We start from the raw sequence: 21,573 nt of genomic DNA on the forward strand, positions 1-21,573 counted from the left end.
CCGTATCGTGCATTTGAAATATTTAAATATACTGATCAATCACCGCAATATGTTTGGCTAAAGACCCTGCATTTTTAAGCATGATCTGCTGCGCCGCAATGTTTAATCTGGCAGCTTTATCTAGATCGGTCAAAAGTTCAATTAATACCTTTGCTGCCTGCCCGGCATCGTCCATGACTTTTACGCCACCCACCGCGATAAATTCATCCACAATAGTCTGAAAGTTAAAATAATTGTTACCCAAAACTGTCGGCACATTTAAGGCAATCGGCTCCAGAATATTATGCCCGCCGCCCGGTTCATTCAGCGAACCACCCACAAAGCAGACTTGACTCAGGGCATACCACAGCCACATTTCCCCCATCGAATCGGCTAAATAGACTTGCGTATCAGTTTCTATTTTTTGTCCTAGACTACGACGCTGTGTTGAGAGATTTAAAATTTGTGTGGTTTTAAAAACCTCATCAAAGCGTTCCGGATGACGTGGCACCACAATGACCAGCAGTTCTGGATGTTTTTCCAGATAGGGCTTTAGAGCCGTTAACAGTTTTTGTTCTTCAGGGGCATGCGTGCTGGCAAGAGTGATGATTTTACGTGCCGATAAATGCCAGTCCTGCTGCAATTGCTGCGCTTGCTGAATAAAGCTATGTGGCGCATGAATATCAAATTTAATGCTGCCGAGTACCTGACTTTTATCCGCTGGCATGCCTAAATTGCGGTAGCGGTCTAAAGTGGCCTGGTCCTGAGCCAGCATACGTTCCAGCCCCATCAGCATGCCTTGGGTCAGCCCTTGAACCTTGGCATAGCCTTTGGCCGATTTTTCCGAAAGCCGAGCATTAATCAGTAAACATGGCACTTTAAATTGCTGTGCCTGGTCAATTAAATTCGGCCAGATTTCAGTTTCGACCAAAGCCAGGACTTTCGGCTGATATTTTTGATAAAACGTCTGGACTAATTTCTTCTGATCGGCAGGTAAATACACCGCCTGAAACAAATGTTCATAAGGTGCTTTTAAAAAAAGGGATTTGGCCCGAGCCTGTCCCGTCTTGGTGGTATTGGTGACCAGTACCGGATGGCCCAGTTTGAGGTAATGTTCAATTAAAGGCTGTGCCGCATTGGTTTCTCCCACCGACACCACATGAAACCAGAGCGCATGCAGGTTTTTCGGCTGTTGAAATGGACCAAAGCGCTCAAGACATTCTTGTTGCAATTGCTCCGTATTCAGCGCACGTTTTTTAATCTGCCATTTATATAATGGCTTAATTAGAGTAAGTGCCGCGTTGTACCAAAAAGGAGTAGCCAAACAAGTTGCCTCAAATCATGTCTAATCGGCAAAATATAACAGAGCAGCCTTCACATGTTAATGAATTCTGCTCTGTAACATCATTTATTCTGTTCTATTGAAATTAGCTGCTTAACTTTCTGCAAGCTGTTTATTCAGAAAGGGATAGTCGATATAGCCTTCTGCCACATCGGTTCCAATCATGTTTTCCAGTTTCAATTCATTCAGTGGTTCATCGTCCAGCAAACGCTCAAACAGGTCAGGATTGGCAATATAAGCCTTACCAAAAGACACCGCTTCCGCCTTGCCAGAGGCCAACAGTTCAAGCGCATCTTCACGGCTTAAACGCATATTGGCAATATACGGCACCCCATTTGAACGCGCTTTCATGTCCAGACTGATGCTGTCTTCGGCCAGATATTCACGGGTAAAGAAGAAGGCAATTTGACGCTGACCCAATTCTTGCATGACATAACCAAAGGTTTCCAAAGGATTGGCATCGCCCATATCATGCTCATCACCACGCGGTGCCAGATGTACACCGACACGACCTGCGCCCCACACTTCAATCAGCGCATCGACCACTTCTAATAAGAAGCGGGCACGGTTTTCAACTGAACCGCCGTATTCATCTTCACGCAGGTTGGTTTTGCTTTGCAGGAACTGGTCAATTAAATAACCGTTGGCTGCATGCAGTTCTACCCCATCAAAACCGGCCGCTTTGGCTTTAATGGCAGCCTGTTTATATTGTTCGGTAATGGCATGGATTTCCGAAATTTCCAGTGCACGTGGCACCACATATTCACGTTTTGGACGCAGCAGGCTGACATAGCCGGCCTGTTGTACAGCACTTGCTGAAACCGGTGTTTCACCCTTTAACAGATCAGGATGGGAGACACGTCCCACATGCCACAACTGCGCTACAATCAAACCGTCTTTGGCATGCACGGCATCGGTGACCTGTTTCCAGCCTTCAACCTGTGCTTCAGTAAATAAGCCCGGGGTGTTCTCATAACCGTTGGCTTCTTCTGAAATCACGGTTGCTTCAGAGATGATTAAACCTGCGCTGGCACGCTGTGCATAGTATTCCGCCATCATGGCAGTCGGAACACGGTCGGCTGTAGCACGGCTACGCGTCAATGGTGCCATCACCACACGGTTTTTAAGTTTGAGCTCACCAAATTGAATTGGGGTGGAAAAATCTGTCATCAAGCCATCCTCTTACAGCTGGCTTAGACCAATTCGAGTCTAAAGCCCATGCTGTAAATGTTGTAAAAATTCCTGAATCAGTGCTTCATTACGAGAAAAATAAGACCATTGCCCATATTTGGTCACTTGAATCAGTCCTGCCTGTTGCAACACTGATAAATGATTGGACATGGTTGATTGGGAAATATCCGCGATTTTTTCGATATGCCCTGCACATACGCCACGACTAAAATCATCTCCACATTCTTCTGTGGAAATGAAACGCTTAGGTTCTTTTAAACATTGCAGAATCTGGCGTCGAATCGGGTTGGCTAAGGCTTTATAAATCGCTTCTGTGTCCATCTCATTTCACTCATGTTCATGATCAGCACCTTCGCAAAAATCATTATATCGAATTTATACGATATTAATATCGAAAATTTTAGATATTATGAGTCATTTTGTAAATTGCTGTCATTTTATCCAAATCCAGATCATTCTAGCATTGTCTGGTCAGGGGCATTCATCCTGCCGATCGACAAATGCTAAAGCTAAAAAAGCAGAGGACCCGCCTCTGCTTTTTCACGCAATAAACTTATAGGCCCTGTTTCAAGCTGGCTTCAATAAATTTATCCAGATCACCATCCAGTACCGCACCTGTGTTGGAATTTTCCACACCGGTACGCAAGTCTTTAATACGTGAGTCATCCAGTACATATGAACGAATCTGGCTACCCCACCCAATATCCGACTTCGAGTCTTCAAGGGCTTGAGCCGCTTCATTACGCTTGCTCATCTCTAACTCATAGAGTTTGGCACGTAACTGTTTCCAGGCATGGTCACGGTTGGCATGTTGCGAACGCTGGTTCTGACACGCCACCACAATACCGGTTGGTGCATGGGTTAAACGCACCGCAGAGTCGGTTTTGTTAATGTGCTGACCACCGGCACCCGATGCACGATAGGTATCGGTACGCACGTCTGCCGGATTAATCTCGATCTCGATATTGTCGTCAATCTCAGGGGATACAAACACTGCAGAGAATGAGGTATGACGACGGTTACCCGAGTCAAATGGCGATTTACGCACTAAACGGTGTACACCGGATTCGGTACGCAGCCAGCCATAGGCATACTCGCCTTCTACGCGAATGGTCGCCGACTTAATTCCGGCCACATCACCGTCAGACTCTTCCATCACTTCAGCTTTAAAGCCATGACGTTCAATCCAGCGCAAGTACATACGAAGCAGCATTGAAGCCCAGTCCTGTGCTTCCGTACCCCCCGAACCGGCCTGAATTTCCACATAACATGGATTCGGGTCCATCGGGTTACTGAACATACGGCGGAACTCAAGTTTTGCCAGTTCCGCTTCTGCAACATCAAGTTCAGCCTGCACATCCTCAAGCATGGCTTCTTCGTCTGCTTCTACAGCAAGGTCAAGCATGGCTTGGGCATCTTCAAGCTGAGTGGCTAAGCCATCCAGTACATTCAGTACATTCTCAAGCTCGCCTTTTTCTTTGGCCATGGCTTGGGCACGGCTTTGGTCATTCCAGATCGCCGGATCTTCCAGTTCACGCAGAACCTCTTCTAAACGCTCTTTTTTCAGATCGTAGTCAAAGATACCCCCGTAATGTCAGACCACGGTCGTTTAAGTCTTTTAATTGGTTTAGATAAGGATTAATTTCCACGTGAATTACTCTCAATCAGAATATTAGGCTTAAATAGCCGTCAATTATAGCACAGAGCATAGAGGGAGTTTTAAAGCACTTTAATTCAATAACAATTGAGCAAATAGTGAATAAAAAACAGCTCATCCAAAACCCTTATTTGAGAGAGCATTTTTAAGATTCAAATCATTTTTATGTTACAAAATACTTGGTTTTTTATTTAAAAACCGTATAAATCCATAAAAACTCCACAATTTTAATAAAATAAAACATTTAAATATTTTTATAATTTTCAAATATTTATTTAATATTAATTACACAATATTACCTTAGAAACATTTCTGTAACTTTCAATGGATTGACCTGTTTTTGTTTTGGTCTAGACTAAAAGTTGTAACAAAAAATGTATTATTTTTAACCGAAATTTGAGGGGTAGTATCCATGAAAAAATTAGCCATTGCTTCAGCACTTCTTTCTGCTCTAGCAGTCACAGGTACAGCCAATGCCTACCAGGCCGAAGTCGGTGCAGCAGCATCTTATATTGATCCAGATAACGGCAGTTCAGGTAGTGCTTTCGGTGTAGATGGTACTTATTACTTTAACCCCGTTCAAACTCGTAATGCGCCACTTGCAGAAGCAGCATTCCTTGACCGTGCCAGCAACGTCAATGCGCACGCAACATTTGCTGACCGTGGTGATGTAGATGACAACACGTATGGTGTCGGTGCTGAATTCTACGTTCCAAACTCAGATTTCTATCTGGGTGGTGATGTAAGCCGTAACAACACTGAATACCGTGATGTATTGGGTCAAAAATATGACTTCGATACCACTTATTATTCTGCCGAAGTCGGCTACCTTCCAGCACCAGGCCTGTTAATTGCTGCTGGTGTAAAAGGTTATGACAATGACAATGATGACGGTGTAGATCCAACTCTTCGTGCCAAATACGTGACTCAGCTTAGTAATGGTAAAGACATCAACCTTGAAGCAGGTGCATCATTTGGTGATCTAGACGAGTTCAATCTTGCAGCAGATTACTTCATTGACAAATCATTAAGTGTTGGTGCGGATTACTACAACAACGACTTAACTGATCAAAATGAATTTGGCGTTAATGCGCGTAAATTCTTTAACCAACAAGTCAGCCTTGAAGGTCGAGTTGGTTTCGGTGAAGTCGGTAACAACGACTACAACTCATTTGGTGTAGCTGCTAAATACCGCTTCTAAGCACACCTTAATCCCTTTTCATCAAATGGCTCATCTTCGGATGGGCCATTTTTTTGGCCTTAAATAAAGGATTTAAATAGAAAATGCAGATTGACTGTGCGATTATTTAACATACAATTTGTTACAACTATAAAATAAAACGATATTAAATAGCTTTAATCACCAGGGGAAAACTCTAAATGCTTAAAAAAATTGCTCTCACTACAGCGTTACTTGCCAGTTTGGGAACTGCTCATGCCTATCAGGCTGAACTGGGAGGCACAATTGCGATTGTAGATCCAGATAATGGGGATACGTCTACCGGTTTTGGCGTGGATGGGACTTACTACTTTAATTCAGTGCGCCTTAAAAATGATCCCTACAATGAAGCGGCATTCTTAAACCGTGCCAGTAATCTGAATGCAGCCTTTTCTTATATTGATTATGATCTGTATGAAAATACGACCTTGAATGCCGGCATTGAATACTTTGTTCCCAATTCCGATTTCTATATCAGCGGAAATCTGGGGCAGATGAGTGAAGAAACTGAAGGCTTTGAGGATTTTGATACCACGCTTTATTCAGCAGAATTAGGCTATTTACCGGTGCCAGGCTTATTGCTTGCCGTTGGTCTTGCCGGCTATGACAATGATATAGATGATGCTATTGACCCCACTGTGCGTGCCAAATATGTGACTCGGGTCGGTCAGTACGATATGAATTTTGAAGCAGGCGCAAATTTTGGCGATCTTGATGCCTATACTTTAGGCACCGACGTGTATCTGGATAATACCTTCAGCCTAGGTCTCGGTTTTGCCGACAGCGATGTAAAAGATAGCAACGTATTTAGCATTCGTGCAAAAAAATTCCTGAATCAACAAGTTAGCCTGGAAGGTTCTATTCACTTTGCCGATGCTGGCAATGTCTTTGCTGTACGTGGTGCATATCGCTTCTGATTTTTAAAGTGATCAACACAAACCGCTCAACCGAGCGGTTTTTTATTGTTCCAGATGAATCACGCGCAGCTGTAAACTGACATTGCCATTAAATTCATTCTTATCAATTTCATAGACCAGTCGTACATGGTCTTGCATAGCATCAAATTCAAACTTGTTTCGCGCATTAAAGGCGATGGCTTCTACAATCTGACCATTTTGCAAAGCCAGACGCAACTTTAAATGCATGTCTTTCAGCCAGCGATAATCCAGAACCTTGAATACTCCCTCAAAAATCGGCGATGGGAATTTTTGTCCCCAAGGGGTTAAATTTTGCAGAAAATCGACGGTTTCAATGTGAAAATTTTCTGTTGGTAATTCACCATCGGTCCATAAAGTGGCATGAAACAGGGACTCATCCATATTTGAGATTAAAGCTTCAAAGGCCTGCTTAAATTCATCAAAATGCTGTTTCTGAATGGTCAAACCGGCAGCGGCGGCATGTCCGCCAAAATGGCTGACCAAATGGGGATGCTGCTCGGCAATCATTTCAATTGCATCACGTATATGCACGCCATCTATAGAGCGGGCGGAGCCTTTAATATGTATGCCATCTTCATCTGCGGCAAAAACAATACTGGGGCGATGAAACTGTTCTTTTAAGCGGCCGGCCACAATCCCAATCACGCCCTGATGCCAATGCGGCTCAAACAAAATGAGCGCAGCTGGTAAATGTTCTTGATCCAGCTCCAGCTGAGTAAGCTCAGACAAAGCTTCCTGCTTCATCTGGGTCTCGACCTGACGGCGCTCAGTGTTTAACTGATTTAACTGTTGTGCCAAGGGATAAGCAGTTTGCAGATCGGCAGCCAGCAGACATTCAATACCTATGTCCATGGTTTCCATGCGTCCGGCTGCATTGATACGCGGACCTAATACAAAACCCAGATCTTGAGCCTTTAAGGAGGCTGGATCTCGTCCGGCAATATCCAGCAATGCACTAATCCCTGCACGGCACTGATTTTGCCGTATGCGCTTGACCCCGGCATCGACCAGAATCCGGTTGTTATAATCCAGGCTGGCCACATCGGCATAGGTGCCTAAAGCCACCAGATCAAGATACTGGGTAATCTTAGAAGTCGATTTGCCTAATTGGCCGCGATAACTGGACAAATTGGCGAGCAGGTAAAATGCCACACCCACCCCCGCCAAAGCCTTGCTGGGAAATTCACAGCCTAACTGGTTCGGATTGACCACGGCTTCCGCTTTAGGCGTTTCTTTAGTGGTCAGGTGGTGATCGGTAATAATCACCTGCATGCCATGTGCTTGCGCCTGTTCCACCCCGGCATGACTGGAAATGCCATTATCCACCGTAATCAAAAGGTCAGGCGTGAAATTGGCAAAAGCCAGGTCGGCAATTGCAGGCGTCAGTCCATAACCATATTTAAAACGGTCCGGCACCAGATACGCGACATTCGCGCCCATATCCCGCAAGGCTAAAATCATCAATGCGGTGCTGGTGGCACCATCAGCATCATAATCGCCTACAACCACGATTTTCTTTTGCTGATCAATGGCTAAGTCCATCAGCTGAATCGCTTGCTGCAGACCCTTCATGCTTGGCGCTAAAAGATGCTTCAATTTCAGTTCAAGTTCTTGTTCCGATTGCACACCACGGCGCGCTAAAATTTGCGCAATAAACGGCGACACGCCCTGAAAGTTTTCAGGGCGTGTAATAAACGGTCTTTGCTGAATCAGTGTTTTTGGCATTAAGGCATGAGTCGTTGTAGGTTCCACTTACCGTCGATTCTTTCATAACACAAGCGGTCATGTAAACGGTTAGGACGACCTTGCCAAAATTCATAATAATCCGGTTGCAGGCGATAGCCGCCCCAGAATTCAGGTTTTGCCAATTCCGCTTTTTCTGCCACCTGGTCTTGCAAAGCCTGAAAACGGGTTTGCAGTTCTTCACGACTGGCAATCACACCGCTTTGCGGCGTACTGATATGCGCTGCAATCTGGCTGTCGCGCGGTCGTTTATGATAATAATCGGTTGATTCCTCTAACGAGATTTTTTCAACGCGGCCACCGACACGAATCTGGCGTTCTTGCTCAGGCCAATAGAACAGCAGTTCGGCATAGGGATTGTCTGCCAGATCCAGGCCTTTTTGACTGTCGTAATTGGTATAAAAATCATAACCTGCTTCAGTCGCGCCACGTAATAATAGGGTACGCACATGCGGACGGCCTTGTGCACTCGCAGTTGCTAGCGACATGGCATAGGGTTCATGCAGTTTTGCTTCTAAGGCATGGTTAAACCAGTTCAAGAATTGCTCATGCGGGTTTTCAACCACCTGAGTTTCATGCAATTCCCCTTTTTGGTAACTCAAGCGCAGTTCGCTTAAGTCCTTAATCAGATCATTCATATTGTCCCCTTAAGCTGCGTTAGAACGTACACTGTCTGCAAGATGATTGGCCAAATCGGTGACTTCCTGAAGATTGTCACCTTCTACCATCACGCGAATCACAGGTTCCGTTCCCGATTTACGGATCAGTAAACGGCCCCGACCTTTCAGTTGTGCTGTAGCCTGATCAAATTCAGCCACCAATGCAGGTACAGCATACGGATCAAACATTTCCGCCAGACGGACATTAACCAATACATTCGGCAATAAGGTAAAACCTTCAACCAGTTCATGCAGGGCTTTTTGCTGCTCGACCATCACGGTTAATACCTGCAATGCGGCAATAATGGCATCACCTGTCGTACTCTTGTCTAAAGTCAGAATATGGCCTGATGGTTCACCACCAATCACCCAACCTTTTTCGTCCAGGGCTTGCAGAACGTAACGGTCACCCACGCTGGCACGGACAAATGGAACCTGGGCTTTTTCCAAGGCCAATTCAAGGGCCATATTGCTCATGACCGTACCGACAATGCCCGCCGGCTTGTGCTTGCCCTGAGTGGCCAAAATGTACAGGATATGGTCACCAGTAATTTGCTGACCGTTTTTATCCACCATAATCACGCGGTCTGCATCACCATCAAAGGCAATACCCACATCCGCCTGATGTTCAAGCACGGCCTTTTGCAGGTTTTCCGGATGGGTTGAACCACAGTCCTGATTGATGTTTAAGCCATCCGGTTCGTTATAAAGCGCTACAACTTTGGCGCCCAGTTCCTTAAACACCGAGGGTCCCACGTTATAGGCAGCGCCATTGGCACAGTCCACCACAATTTTCAGGTTACTCAGGTCAAAATGGTAAGGGAAAGTCGATTTACAGAATTCAATGTAACGGCCATTGGCATCTTTCACCCGCACACTTTTACCCAGGTTTGCGGTATCTTCAATTTTAAGTTCGTTTTCAAGCTCTTTATTGATCGCATCCTGTAATTCATCCGGCAGTTTCTTGCCTTCGCTAGAGAAGAACTTGATACCATTATCAAAATAAGGATTGTGCGAAGCCGAGATCACAATGCCCAAGCTGGCGTGTAAAGCACGGGTTAAATGGGCAATGGCAGGTGTCGGTAAAGGACCAAGCAAATGCACATATACACCCGCCGCATTTAAGCCCGCCTGTAATGCAGATTCTAAAATATAGCCCGATAAACGCGTATCTTTACCCAACACAACAATCGGTTTTTTCTTATTACTGAATTGTTTTAAAACTTTACCTGCAGCAAAACCCAATTTCAGGGCAAATTCAGGTGTAATCGGAAGTTCCCCAAACTTTCCACGAATTCCATCTGTTCCAAAATAACTCATTCTTTGCTCACTTCTTATACATGTAGATGGGATTGATCATCCAATTTTAGTCCTAATTACTTTACACCAAAATCAAAAAAGCCGTCATATAAATGACGGCTTTTCCTGACTTTGATTACTAAAAATTAACCAACACGGTAGTTCGGTGCTTCTTTGGTAATGGTCACGTCATGTACGTGCGATTCAGACATACCTGCTGCGGTAATTTTCACAAACTTGGCATTTTGACGAAGATCATTCACAGTCGCAGAACCGGTATAGCCCATAGAAGAACGCAGGCCGCCCATCATTTGATGAACGATATTGCCCATAGGACCTTTATAAGGTACGCGGCCTTCAATACCTTCCGGTACGAGTTTTTCCTGACCGGCTTTAGAGTCTTGGAAATAACGGTCAGCAGAACCTGTTGCACCCGCCATTGCGCCCAATGAACCCATACCACGGTAAGCCTTGTAATAACGGCCCTGGAAGAATTCAACCTCACCCGGTGCTTCTTCAGTACCGGCCATCAATGAACCAACCATGATGGTGCTTGCTCCGGCGCCAATTGCCTTCGCCATATCGCCAGAGAAGCGGATACCACCGTCAGCAATTAAAGGAATCTGGTCTTTCAATGCATTGGCAACACTGTCGATCGCAGAGATTTGCGGCATACCGATACCGGCAACAATACGCGTGGTACAGATCGAACCAGGACCAATACCCACTTTCACCGCATCCGCACCTGCATCAAGAAGGGCAAGCGCCGCATCACCAGTGGCAATGTTACCGCCAATCACCTGAACTTGCGGATAGTTGGCTTTTACCCAGCGTACGCGTTCAATCACGCCAGCAGAGTGACCATGGGCTGTATCGACAACAATGGCGTCCACACCCGCTTCAACCAGTGCTTCAACACGGCTTGGTGTTTCTGCGCCAGTACCGACTGCCGCACCCACACGTAGACGGCCAAGGTCATCTTTACAGCTGTTTGGATAAAGTTCCGCTTTACGGAAATCAGTGACCGTAATCAAACCTTTCAGTTCGTTGTTGTCACCCACAACCAGTACTTTTTCAATACGGTTTTTTTGCAGAAGGGCCTGGATATTTTCTTTGGATTCGTTTTCGCGAACAGTCACCAGACGGTCTTGACCGGTCATGATGTTGCTGACAGGTTGTTCCAGGTTGGTTTCGAAACGCGTGTCACGACCTGTCACAATACCGACTACTTTGCCATCTTTAACAACAGGCACACCGCTGATGTTGTTGGCTTGGGTAATTGCAATCAGTTCACGAACCGTTGTTTCCGGCGTTACGGTGATAGGATCTTTCACCATACCTGCTTCAAATTTTTTCACACGGCGTACTTCTGCAGCTTGCGCAGCGATATCCATGTTTTTGTGCAAGATACCGATACCGCCATTTTGTGCCATCGCAATCGCCATACGGGATTCAGTCACCGTATCCATAGCGGCTGACACAAGAGGAATATTCAGGTTAATGCCACGAGTGAGGCGTGTCTTTAAGGAGACATCTTTTGGGAGAACAGTTGAGTAGGCAGGGAGTAATAAGACATCATCGAAGGTTAGAGCTTCTTGAACGATGGTCAACATAACAGTCTCACTGGTAATTTCCGTGCGCTATTATAAACAAAAAAAACAGTTTTATTCATGCTAATTTCAAACAGCAATGCAAAATAAATTTACATTGCTGGATATTGGCCAACTTTTTTATTTAAAAACAGTGATTTTACTGCATGAATATTTAAATTTGGGCAAATACTCGATTAACAGACCTGATCAAAATCTTCATCATTGGTCGACTCAAAAGATTCAAGCGGCACAAAGGGAATCATGTGATGCGCCCGTCTTGCCTTGTTGCATTGTTCATCGGCAATCTGCACTTCTTTACATGAGGAACTGCGTGCCTCATACATGCCACAGCTCACCTGCTTGCCTATTTCCCCTTCGAGTGCAATGCAACGTGGATTTTTTTGATTGGTTCCCACCATACATGAATACACTGCTGTTACCGGCTCAGTAAAGTGCTCGGGCATATGAATGCCTTCTGCCCAATAGAATGAGACGCGGAAATAGGCGCAACATGCGCCACAGCTTAAACAGGCATCCTGTGTGGGTACTTGAGACAACATTTCTTATAGATTCTCGTCATCAAAAAAAGTTTTTTTGGGATAGAAAATATAAAAAATGTTGTTTTTTCACTCAAGAAAAATTTTGATTTTTTTTGAACTATTCAGGACAGGTGAATACAGTTTCATCCATTAAATCGACACCGCATTCCAAGGTTTCAATCCAGTCCAAAAATTGATTGATCTGCTCTTTGCCAATAAATGGCGTGCCATGCTGTGGCACAATCATTTCCACGTCCATGGTACGAACCATTTGTACCCAAAGACGGATCACTTTATTGCAACACATATAACGCTGATGGAAGCCTTTCATCTTCGGGATATGCGCAGCAAAATTCTCCAGCGGTTTAGATGCATCCTCAACCATGGATGCGCCCATATCGCCAGAAAACAGAATTTTGGCAATCGGGTCATAAAACTGGAAATTACCAACCGAGTGCAGGAAATGTGCCGGCACGGCAATAATGCTTGATTCACCCAATGGAATCACCTGACCATGGTCAGGCAACTCGACCAGACGATCCAGCCAGTTCCCTTTCATCCGGTCACTCATGAAAGCCGAGTTCAAGTGCGGCAAGAAACGCGCCCATAATTTTGATGCCACCACCTTGGCCTCGGTGTAGACCAGCCAGCGTGGCATAGAGGTAATAATGTCGGGGTCCTGATGGGAGGCCATGACATAATCAAGATTGGTTAGACGGGTATATTTGTTCAGTTCCATCGTCAATGGAACATAGGTCAAGTCGCCCCCTGGATCCAGCACTGCAGCACGTTCATTGTCCAGGATTAGAAACTGGTTTGCCTGTACACCTTCACCTTTCACTAAACTGGTAAAACTAATACATTTATGCGTACCATTATCAAATAGTACCTGTGATGTGGTGCGATCAAACGCCATACCCATTCCCCAAAATATCGTTTTTAAACTAACTTTTTAATTCCTCTCAACATATAGGGATTCATGGGAATTTACAACAAAATAACACCTGAATATTGGTAGATTTATCAGCAAATTGTGCGGTATTTCACAATAAAAAATCCCGACAAAAATGCCAGGATTTTTTAACGCTATTCAAATTTAAAAGAAATAATGCTGAACCAGTGCTGCCACACCAATCACTAAAAACACAAGTGCGCCAATTTTATGAATCAGTGAAATCGGGAGTTTTTCCGCCAGTTTGTTGCCAATAAAGACTGCAGGAGCATTGACCAGCATAATGCCCAGCGTGGTTCCCAGTGTTACCCAGCCAATACTGTCAAAGCGCGCGGCAAGTGCCACGGTAGCAATCTGGGTTTTATCACCAATTTCTGCCAGAAAGAACAAAACAAACGTGGCACCAAAAACGCCATATTTTTGCCATTTATTAATGCTTTCAGTTTCATCATCCAGTTCATCTGGAATCAGCATCCAGGCCGCCATCGCAATAAATCCAAGGGAAACAATCCATAACAATACGGTCGGGCTCAGAACGGTTGTAATCCATTGCCCCAGGACAGCGGAAACACCATGGTTGACCACGGTCGCCAGGAAAATTGCGATCAGAATTGGGACAGGTTTACGGAAACGCGCGGCCAGCAGCAAAGCCAGCAATTGAGTTTTGTCACCCATTTCGGACAAGGCAACAACAGCTAAAGAAATCAGGAAGGCTGAAAGCATGATGTATTTCTCTGGCTAGCATAATAAAACCTGTGACTCACCCCTCCTGCTAGCCAAATTGAGCAGAGTGGTAAATCAAAGGTCTTGCCAACAAAAAGAAAATCATGATCAAAAAGATCATTTGGTTCCTTGCTATGATGACCATGTTCTGTGGAACAATTATGTTGACCATCACCTTTTTACCTTGCGTAAAAAGCGGCTACTCCCCAATGAAGTGCATGCATTTTAAGCTGAAAGATAAAAATTTTCAAATGCCTTTAAAAATATCATTTCAGGATAACAATCAACCTCGTTATCCATGGCAAAAATTACATCAGAAATCATTTTAAGCCAAGCAGTATTTTACGCGGCTGTATTCACTGTCTTATCCCTGTCATAGGAACAAGCCTGTGCGTTTCTCAATCTACCCACGCCTTTCATAAAAAAACCCTGCCGAAGCAGGGTTTTAGTGAGTATCAACTGAAATTAGAGCAACAGGCTACGAATATCCGACAACAGTTTGGTCAGCTTATGGGTAAAGCGTGCTGCATCTGCGCCATTAATCACACGGTGGTCATAAGACAATGACAGCGGCAGCATCAGCTTAGGATCAAAACCTGTACCATTCCAGACCGGTTGCATGGTGGCTGGCGAAATACCCAAAATTGCCACCTGAGGCCAGTTCACCAATGGAGTGAATGCGGTACCGCCAATTGAACCCAGGCTGGTAATGGTGAAGTTCGCACCTTGCAAATCTTTCGGTGACAATTTCTTGTCACGTGCTTTCTTGCTCAGTTCACCCAGTTCAACTGCAATTTGCTTGATTGATTTTTGATCTGGATTACGCAGTACCGGCACAGTCAAACCGTCTGGTGTTGCCACAGCAATGCCCATATGGATTTCATTACGCAACAATACCGATTTCTGGTCATCCGCTAAATGGCCGGCAAAATACGGCTCTTCCTTCAACAGATGCGCGACTGCTTTGGCAATGAAAGCCAGAATCGTCAGGCTAATACCCTCTTGTTTAAACTTGGCTTTGAGATCGCCGCGCCATGCTTCAAGTTCGGTAATATCTGCCAGGTCAAACTGGGTTACCTGTGGAATGTAATTATTCAACGACAACTGCGGCACAGAAACCTGTTGCAGGCGGGTCATGGCTTTCACTTCACCACCACCAAATGCCGAGAAATCTGGCAATGCAGGCAAACCAGGAACTTGCGCTACAGTCTGCGCTACCGGTGCAGCTTGAGGTGCAGTTAAGCGTGTTTTCACATAGGCAAACACATCTTCTTTCATCAAGCGATCATGGGCACCCGAAGCTTTGACTTCAGCCAAGACCACGCCCAACTCACGCGCCAGCTTACGTACCGCAGGACCTGCATAGACTTTGGCATTGGCAGCATTCTGCTCCTTGCTCAGCTTATCGGCCGATTGGACTGGTGCTTGTTCTACAGAGGTAGCCGCTTGTGGCGCTGCTGCCGGAGCAGGTGCTGCCTTGGCTGCAGGAGCAGCTTCAACTTTGGCTGGCTGAACTACAGCAGCTGCCTGCCTTTTCGCTTCGATGCTTACCAGAGCCATACCTTGTGAGACATTTTGCCCCATTTGTACGTGAATGGCTTTAATCACCCCTGCCGATGAGCTTGGCACTTCAACCGTGGCTTTATCGGACTCAACCACAATAATGCTTTGATCCGCCTCGACCGTGTCACCGACTTGAACTAAAATTTCCGCCACTACAGCTTTGTCTACACCCAGATCAGGCACAGCAATTTCAACCTCTCCGCCTGGTACAGAAGCTACAGGTGCCTGAACTGATGTTTCTGTTTTTGGCGCATTCACAGCAGCGGTTTCTGTAGCAGGTGTCGTTGTAGAAACCGTACTTGGCGCTGCTTCAGCAGCTGAAGATGCTGTTTTCACCTTGAGCAGAACCACACCTTCTTTGACCGTGTCGCCTGCCTGAACTTCAACGCTCTCAACTGTACCAGCAACGGTACTTGGCACTTCAACCGTGGCTTTATCGGATTCCACCACCACAATGCTTTGATCGACAGTGATTTCATCACCTACCTGGACCAGAATTTCGCCGACCAGGGCTTTTTCTACCCCAATGTCAGGGACTTGTACCTCAACCACTGAAGCGCTGCCGGCCGGATTCTTCGCTGCTGCAGCTGCGGGTTGATGGGATGCCAGTTCCTGCATAATTTCCTGATCAGGCAGCGAGGTCGGCGTGTTTTCCGAAGTCTTTTGTGAAGCGTCTGCTTCTTGAACTTCAGTCGCGCCGGTTGAACCTTCCTCAGCTTCCAGTTCAATCAGTACCGAACCTTCTGAAACCACATCGCCTACTGCAACCGTAATACTTTTCACAATCCCTGCCGAAGTGCTTGGCACTTCAACAGAGGCTTTATCGGATTCCAGCAAAACCAGGCTGTCATCTACCGCGACGCTATCGCCCACTTTCACCAAAATTTCAGCAACGATGGCTTTATCAACTCCAATATCAGGTGTTTTGATTTGCATGCTTAGTTCTCCTCACCTGATTGTTCTTTATAGTCCGCAACCGCCTGAACTTCAGGGTGTGCTTGAGGTGCCCAAGCGACTGGACGATCGGTATCAAGTTCGAAGCTGGAGATGGCATCTTTCACCAGACGCGCATCCACTTCGCCTTCATCGGCCAGTTTCTTCAAGGTTGCCACGACAATGTGCGCGGCATCCACACCGAAGTAACTACGCAAATTGCCACGGGTATCTGAACGGCCGTAACCATCGGTGCCCAAGGCTACGAATGGGCGGTTGTCTGGAAGATAGGCACGGATCTGTTCGCTGTATGCACGCATATGATCGGTTGCAGAAACCACAATACCGTCTGTTTCACGCAGTTGTTGTGACACCCAGGATTCCTTCGCCTCTTCAGCCAATGGATGCAGGCGGTTGTATTCTTCACATGCCATGCCATCACGTGCCAGTTCGTTGAAGCTGGTGACACTCCACACGTTCGAGTGAATCTGGTATTCATCACGCAAGATTTTCGCTGCTTTAATCACTTCCCGAAGAATCACACCTGAACCCATCAGCTGAACCGTGGCTTTTTCATCCTGTTCAAGCAGATACATACCGCGCTTGATGCCTTCTTCCACGCCTTGCGGCATTTCCGGATGCTCATAGTTTTCGTTCATGACGGTCAGGTAATAGAACACGCGTTCCTGATTGACATACATGCGTTGCAAGCCATCGTGTACGATGACCGCCAGTTCATAACCGAAACATGGGTCATAAGACACACAGTTCGGAATGGTATTGGCCAGAATATGCGAATGACCATCCTGATGTTGCAAGCCTTCACCGTTCAATGTGGTACGGCCCGCGGTTGCACCCAGCAAGAAACCTTGTGCCTGAGCGTCACCGGCTGCCCAGGCAATGTCACCAATACGCTGGAAACCGAACATCGAGTAGTACATGTACATTGGAATCATTGGCAGGTTATTGGTTGAATAACTGGTCGCCAAGGCTGCCCATGCACTCATCGCACCGGCTTCATTAATCCCTTCCTGCAACATGTGACCATCTTTGGCTTCACGATAGTTCATCAGCTGTTCTTGGTCTTCAGGCGTATATTTCTGACCATGAGCAGCATAAATACCGAGCTGACGGAACATGCCTTCTAAACCAAAGGTACGGGCTTCATCCGGTACGATTGGCACAACGCGGTCTTTAATTGCTTTTTCTTTTAGAAGTGCCGAGATTAAACGCACCATCACCATCGTCGTTGATTGCTGTTTGCCATTTGAACCTTTTAATACGGCATCAAAGACAGACAGATCAGGAATCGCCAATGATTCACTTTCTTTACGACGCGCTGGTAAATAACCGCCCAACGCTTCACGACGTGCCTTCATATATTTAATTTCAGGCGAGTTCTCACTTGGACGGTAGAACGGAACTTCTTCAAGCTGTTCATCGGTAAATGGCAGGTTGAAACGGTTACGTACATACTTTAATGATTCAAGCTGCATTTTCTTGATTTGATGCGTTTTGTTGACCGCTTCAATTTCTTCAGACAGACCATAACCCTTAACCGTTTTTGCCAGAATGACGGTCGGCTGACCATTGGCCTGGGTTGCTGCGGCATAGGCTGCAAACACTTTGTACGGGTCATGTCCACCGCGGTTCAGATTATCAATATCTTCATCGCTTAGGTTTTTCACCAATTCTTCAGCTTCAGGATATTTGCCAAAGAAGTGTGCACGGGTATACGCCCCACCTTTCACCTGATAACGCTGGTAATCTCCATCCACCGCCTCTTCCATCACGGCTTTTAAAGCACCGGATTCATCTTTGGCAAGCAGCGGATCCCAATGACGTCCCCACACCACTTTAATCACGCGCCAGCCGGCACCACGGAACAAGGATTCCAGCTCCTGAATGATTTTACCGTTACCGCGAACAGGACCGTCCAGACGTTGCAGGTTACAGTTCACCACCCAAATCAGGTTGTCCAGCTTTTCACGACCGGCAAGAGAAATTGCACCCAGGCTTTCCGGTTCATCCATTTCACCATCGCCGAGGTAAGCCCAAACCTTACGGTCTTCTTCTTTAATCAGGCTACGGTTCATCAGGTATTTCTGAATATGCGCCTGGTAGATCGACATGATCGGACCCAGACCCATGGATACGGTCGGGAACTGCCAATAATCCGGCATCAAGTAAGGATGCGGATAACTTGGCAAACCATTGCCACCGACTTCACGGCGGAAATTATTCAGTTGCTCTTCAGTCAAACGGCCTTCCAAGAATGAACGCGCATAAATCCCTGGCGCACAGTGACCTTGGTAATAGATCATGTCGCCACCAAAATGGTCGCTATTGGCGCGGAAGAAGTGGTTAAAACCAACGTCATATAAAGTTGCAGAAGATGCAAAGCTGGCCAAGTGACCACCCAGGTCGTCACCGGTTTTATTGGCACGTAACACCATTGCCAAGGCATTCCAGCGAATCAGGGCACGGATACGACGCTCCATATCCTGGTCGCCTGGCATAGCCGGGGTTTCTTCAACTGAAATGGTATTGAGATAAGGAGTATTTAGACGCTGAATAGGAACATGCTTGGCAATCGCGCGCTGATAGAGTTTTTCTAACAAAAATGCAGCACGCTCAGTACCCATATGCTGTAAAACCGAGTCAAATGCGTCTTGCCATTCTTGGGTTTCCTGCGCGTCGGTATCACCATAAAACGCCATATTTCACCTATTCCTTGAGCTTATTTATAGTCTCTATATGTACCATACTTTGGAGAGCATCAGTTATCGCTACAGCTGAATACGGAATACCACTATTATTTAGATAATAAATACTCATTGACCATTCTTTACGCAATAAAACAAAAAACCGCCAATAAAGGCGGTTTTTTATACAATAACTATTCTCTTGAATGATACTATTATATTCGAAAGCTCTAAGTGCCCTAGAGCTACTCTTTAATGAATATACACATCTGTATTTATCAACTTATGGCAACATTGCTAAATAAGTTGATGGATTTTTGCGTTGTCCATCTTTCACGACTTCATAATGCAAATGTGGACCAGTACAACGCCCCGTGCAACCCACATTGGCAATATGTTCACCAGCTTCTACGCGATCACCAACACGGGCAATCAAACGTGATGCATGTGCATAACGGGTCAAATAACCGTTGCCATGATTAATTTCTACGTATTGACCATACCCTGTACCCCAGCCTGATTTGGTCACTACGCCAGGGCCAGTGGCATAAATAGGTGTACCGCTTGGTGCAGACAAATCCAGACCGGAGTGATTTTCAGCGCGACCGCCCATGGTACGGCCACCAAAGTTGGAACTCACACGTTTCATGTCTGGAAGAGGATGAGACACCAACCAGGAGTAAGCATTGCCAGAATAAGTTTTTGAGCTGGTTGAACGATATTTTTTCGCTAAAGATTCATTGTTTAATTCAATTGTTTTTTCACGCAATTGAACATTCATTCTGGTTTCAGCAGGAAGATCAATATCATTTGATTCTGCATAAGAACCTTGCGCCAAAGTACGGGTCAATTGTTCAATGCGATCTTCCGATGCATTGTTAGAGCTAGGAGTTAATTCAACTAAATCTGCAAAAGCTACAGATGCGGCAGAAGCTGCCAATGAAAACGCTAATAAAATACGTCGCGTATGCATAAAAAACCTCTTTTAACTGTTCTTAGTCAATGTCCTTGCGTGATCTCTTCCTTGATATCCACTAAAAGAAGTGCGTAAGATTAAGACACAAGTATGTAGGAACAATGTATGTCGGAACCAGTGAACGTCTTTCAACAAACAAGAAAACACTTAAAAACAGGAAACTTTACGTTTCTCTCTACACAAGTTGCTGCATGGCAGAAACTTACAAAACTCATTCAACCGATATTGCCCCAACCAGAGCAATGGCAAGTTGTTTGTTATCAACATGGCATTTTGACGATAACGGGTGCAAATCAAGCCATGATTAGCCAGCTTGCCTATCTTCAAAAGCAATATATCGCCCAATTGTTACAATTACCTGAATTTAAAGACTTACAAAAATTGCAAGTACGATTAAGAATTCAGACGCAAACCCCTCCAAAACCCCAATCTCTGTCCCGATCCCTTAGTCCAGATACTCAAGACTTACTTCGTGGTGCTGCCGACTTTGTAAGTGACCCTAAGCTTAGCCAAGCTATGCTACGTTTGGCAAGAAATAAAAAGTAACCAATACAGGCATATCTTTGAATTAAGAAATAAAAGATGTGAACTGCTTAACAATTCGTTTTGTTACATTATAACACTTACATTAAAAGACAATAACTTATGTCACACTTACATAAGAAATTGGACACTGTTTAATGTCATCAAATGTTACAATTTCGTAATTACTTGGATCACTTTTAACATTGCGTAATAATTGATTATTTAAGGCATGTCCGGACTTATAGCCATCAAATTTGGCAATAATCTGGTGTCCCAAGAGATATAAATCTCCGACTGCATCCAGAATTTTATGACGTACAAATTCGTCCGAGAAGCGCAGCCCTTCTTCATTGACCACGCCGGTTTCATCGACACCAATTGCATTTTCCAGGCTGGCGCCTAAGGCCAGATTGTTGGCTTTTAGATAGTCCAGATCTTTCATAAAACCGAAAGTACGGGCTCCACTGACTTCGTAAACAAAGGTTTCGGTAGAAAAATCGATGGTTGCGGACTGATATTCTTTTTTAAATGCCGGATGATCAAAATCAATGGTAAAGTTGAGCTGGAAGCCGTCATAAGGATGAAATACTGCACGTTTATCATCAATTAACGCTTCAACATGTTTTAAAATTCTTATAAATTTTTTCGGTGCGTCCTGTTCTTGCAATCCGCCTTGCATGAGCAAATAGATAAATGGACCCGCACTACCGTCCATAATCGGAACTTCTGAAGCCGAAACTTCAATAATCAGGTTATCAATTCCCAGTCCGGCAATCGCACTCATGACATGCTCAATGGTACCGACTTTGGCATTGTCCTGAACCAGATTAGAGCACATGAACGCTTCTTGAATCAGCATCGCATCTGCAGGAATATCTACCGGCGGATCTAAATCGATACGTCGAAATACAATACCCCCATCCACATGATGCGGCACAAAGTTAATTAAGACTTTTTGCCCACTATGAAGACCAATACCGCTCGCTTTCACGACACGCTGTAGGGTACGTTGTTTCAACATGTTTTTCTATCATCTGC

At 45.3% G+C, this 21,573-nt stretch carries 18 protein-coding genes and 1 riboswitch; of the genes, 3 read left to right on the forward strand and 15 right to left on the reverse strand.

Annotated features, from left to right (window positions below):
• Positions 1-22: 22 nt before the first annotated feature.
• The 4 genes from BLP85_RS12930 to prfB all read right to left on the reverse strand — a co-directional run bounded on the left by BLP85_RS12930 (position 23) and on the right by prfB (position 4,161).
• Positions 23-1,303, reverse strand: a complete 1,281-nt coding sequence (locus BLP85_RS12930; protein WP_092820496.1) for a 3-deoxy-D-manno-octulosonic acid transferase — start codon at positions 1,301-1,303, stop codon at positions 23-25.
• A 111-nt stretch (positions 1,304-1,414) separates the two neighbouring features.
• Positions 1,415-2,491, reverse strand: a complete 1,077-nt coding sequence (locus BLP85_RS12935) for an alkene reductase (protein ID WP_092820498.1) — start codon at positions 2,489-2,491, stop codon at positions 1,415-1,417.
• Between the two features lie 39 nt (positions 2,492-2,530).
• Positions 2,531-2,833: an ArsR/SmtB family transcription factor gene (locus tag BLP85_RS12940; protein WP_092820500.1), complete on the reverse strand. Its 303-nt coding sequence runs from the start codon at positions 2,831-2,833 to the stop codon at positions 2,531-2,533.
• A 232-nt stretch (positions 2,834-3,065) separates the two neighbouring features.
• A protein-coding gene (gene prfB, locus BLP85_RS12945; RefSeq protein WP_131274184.1) for a peptide chain release factor 2 occupies positions 3,066-4,161 on the reverse strand; the annotation gives its coding sequence in 2 pieces (ribosomal slippage) (positions 3,066-4,088 and positions 4,090-4,161; 1,095 coding nt in all).
• 420 nt (positions 4,162-4,581) lie between these two features.
• Here prfB and BLP85_RS12950 point away from each other — a divergent pair.
• Positions 4,582-5,370: a putative porin gene (locus BLP85_RS12950; RefSeq protein ID WP_092820504.1), complete on the forward strand. Its 789-nt coding sequence runs from the start codon at positions 4,582-4,584 to the stop codon at positions 5,368-5,370.
• Between the two features lie 179 nt (positions 5,371-5,549).
• Positions 5,550-6,305 carry a putative porin gene (locus tag BLP85_RS12955; RefSeq protein ID WP_092820506.1) on the forward strand — a complete coding sequence of 252 codons (756 nt, stop codon included), beginning with the start codon at positions 5,550-5,552 and terminating at the stop codon, positions 6,303-6,305.
• Positions 6,306-6,347: 42 nt separating this feature from the next.
• On the opposite strand, the gene recJ is transcribed toward BLP85_RS12955, so the two are convergent.
• The 10 genes from recJ to BLP85_RS13010 all read right to left on the reverse strand — a co-directional run bounded on the left by recJ (position 6,348) and on the right by BLP85_RS13010 (position 20,007).
• Positions 6,348-8,051, reverse strand: a complete 1,704-nt coding sequence (recJ, locus tag BLP85_RS12960; protein WP_092820508.1) for a single-stranded-DNA-specific exonuclease RecJ — start codon at positions 8,049-8,051, stop codon at positions 6,348-6,350.
• Positions 8,051-8,707: a pyridoxamine 5'-phosphate oxidase gene (pdxH, locus tag BLP85_RS12965; RefSeq protein WP_092820510.1), complete on the reverse strand. Its 657-nt coding sequence runs from the start codon at positions 8,705-8,707 to the stop codon at positions 8,051-8,053. The genes recJ and pdxH overlap by 1 nt, the downstream gene beginning before the upstream one ends.
• A 9-nt stretch (positions 8,708-8,716) precedes the next feature.
• The gene (glmM, locus tag BLP85_RS12970; RefSeq protein ID WP_092820512.1) at positions 8,717-10,048 is read right to left on the reverse strand and encodes a phosphoglucosamine mutase; all 1,332 of its coding nucleotides are present in this window, start codon (positions 10,046-10,048) and stop codon (positions 8,717-8,719) included.
• Positions 10,049-10,173: 125 nt separating this feature from the next.
• Positions 10,174-11,640 (reverse strand): IMP dehydrogenase, encoded by a 1,467-nt coding sequence (gene guaB / locus BLP85_RS12975; protein ID WP_092820514.1) that lies wholly within the window; start codon positions 11,638-11,640, stop codon positions 10,174-10,176.
• Positions 11,641-11,813: 173 nt separating this feature from the next.
• Entirely contained in the window at positions 11,814-12,179 is a 366-nt protein-coding gene (locus BLP85_RS12980; protein ID WP_092820516.1) for a YkgJ family cysteine cluster protein, read from the reverse strand.
• 97 nt (positions 12,180-12,276) lie between these two features.
• Complete coding sequence (locus tag BLP85_RS12985; protein WP_092820552.1) at positions 12,277-13,074, reverse strand: oxygen-binding di-iron domain-containing protein; 798 nt, start codon at positions 13,072-13,074, stop codon at positions 12,277-12,279.
• 180 nt (positions 13,075-13,254) lie between these two features.
• The gene (locus BLP85_RS12990) at positions 13,255-13,833 is read right to left on the reverse strand and encodes a TMEM165/GDT1 family protein (RefSeq protein ID WP_092820518.1); all 579 of its coding nucleotides are present in this window, start codon (positions 13,831-13,833) and stop codon (positions 13,255-13,257) included.
• 73 nt (positions 13,834-13,906) lie between these two features.
• Positions 13,907-14,053, reverse strand: a riboswitch (yybP-ykoY riboswitch).
• Positions 14,054-14,298: 245 nt separating this feature from the next.
• Entirely contained in the window at positions 14,299-16,332 is a 2,034-nt protein-coding gene (locus BLP85_RS13000) for a 2-oxo acid dehydrogenase subunit E2 (RefSeq protein WP_092820520.1), read from the reverse strand.
• 2 nt (positions 16,333-16,334) lie between these two features.
• Entirely contained in the window at positions 16,335-19,049 is a 2,715-nt protein-coding gene (gene aceE, locus BLP85_RS13005) for a pyruvate dehydrogenase (acetyl-transferring), homodimeric type (protein WP_092820522.1), read from the reverse strand.
• A gap of 268 nt (positions 19,050-19,317) precedes the next feature.
• Positions 19,318-20,007, reverse strand: a complete 690-nt coding sequence (locus tag BLP85_RS13010) for a M23 family metallopeptidase (protein WP_092820524.1) — start codon at positions 20,005-20,007, stop codon at positions 19,318-19,320.
• A gap of 108 nt (positions 20,008-20,115) precedes the next feature.
• On the opposite strand from BLP85_RS13010, the gene BLP85_RS13015 reads away from it, so the two are divergent.
• A complete protein-coding gene (locus BLP85_RS13015) occupies positions 20,116-20,556 on the forward strand; it encodes a DUF721 domain-containing protein (protein ID WP_092820526.1) in 441 nt (146 codons plus the stop codon).
• A gap of 97 nt (positions 20,557-20,653) precedes the next feature.
• Here BLP85_RS13015 and lpxC read toward each other — a convergent pair whose 3' ends face one another.
• Positions 20,654-21,556 carry a UDP-3-O-acyl-N-acetylglucosamine deacetylase gene (gene lpxC, locus BLP85_RS13020; protein WP_092820528.1) on the reverse strand — a complete coding sequence of 301 codons (903 nt, stop codon included), beginning with the start codon at positions 21,554-21,556 and terminating at the stop codon, positions 20,654-20,656.
• Positions 21,557-21,573: the final 17 nt, after the last annotated feature.

It is taken from the genome of Acinetobacter kookii (genome assembly GCF_900096895.1).
GTDB classification, from domain to species: Bacteria; Pseudomonadota; Gammaproteobacteria; order Pseudomonadales; family Moraxellaceae; genus Acinetobacter; species Acinetobacter kookii.

Coding starts and splice junctions, on each gene's coding strand:
- BLP85_RS12935 (WP_092820498.1), bottom strand. CDS start 2,491: ATGACAGATTTTTCCACCCCAATTCAATTTGGTGAGCTCAAACTTAAA.
- BLP85_RS12940 (WP_092820500.1), bottom strand. CDS start 2,833: ATGGACACAGAAGCGATTTATAAAGCCTTAGCCAACCCGATTCGACGC.
- BLP85_RS12950 (WP_092820504.1), top strand. CDS start 4,582: ATGAAAAAATTAGCCATTGCTTCAGCACTTCTTTCTGCTCTAGCAGTC.
- BLP85_RS12955 (WP_092820506.1), top strand. CDS start 5,550: ATGCTTAAAAAAATTGCTCTCACTACAGCGTTACTTGCCAGTTTGGGA.
- recJ (WP_092820508.1), bottom strand. CDS start 8,051: ATGCCAAAAACACTGATTCAGCAAAGACCGTTTATTACACGCCCTGAA.
- pdxH (WP_092820510.1), bottom strand. CDS start 8,707: ATGAATGATCTGATTAAGGACTTAAGCGAACTGCGCTTGAGTTACCAA.
- glmM (WP_092820512.1), bottom strand. CDS start 10,048: ATGAGTTATTTTGGAACAGATGGAATTCGTGGAAAGTTTGGGGAACTT.
- guaB (WP_092820514.1), bottom strand. CDS start 11,640: ATGTTGACCATCGTTCAAGAAGCTCTAACCTTCGATGATGTCTTATTA.
- BLP85_RS12980 (WP_092820516.1), bottom strand. CDS start 12,179: ATGTTGTCTCAAGTACCCACACAGGATGCCTGTTTAAGCTGTGGCGCA.
- BLP85_RS12985 (WP_092820552.1), bottom strand. CDS start 13,074: ATGGCGTTTGATCGCACCACATCACAGGTACTATTTGATAATGGTACG.
- BLP85_RS12990 (WP_092820518.1), bottom strand. CDS start 13,833: ATGCTTTCAGCCTTCCTGATTTCTTTAGCTGTTGTTGCCTTGTCCGAA.
- BLP85_RS13000 (WP_092820520.1), bottom strand. CDS start 16,332: ATGCAAATCAAAACACCTGATATTGGAGTTGATAAAGCCATCGTTGCT.
- aceE (WP_092820522.1), bottom strand. CDS start 19,049: ATGGCGTTTTATGGTGATACCGACGCGCAGGAAACCCAAGAATGGCAA.
- BLP85_RS13010 (WP_092820524.1), bottom strand. CDS start 20,007: ATGCATACGCGACGTATTTTATTAGCGTTTTCATTGGCAGCTTCTGCC.
- BLP85_RS13015 (WP_092820526.1), top strand. CDS start 20,116: ATGTCGGAACCAGTGAACGTCTTTCAACAAACAAGAAAACACTTAAAA.
- lpxC (WP_092820528.1), bottom strand. CDS start 21,556: ATGTTGAAACAACGTACCCTACAGCGTGTCGTGAAAGCGAGCGGTATT.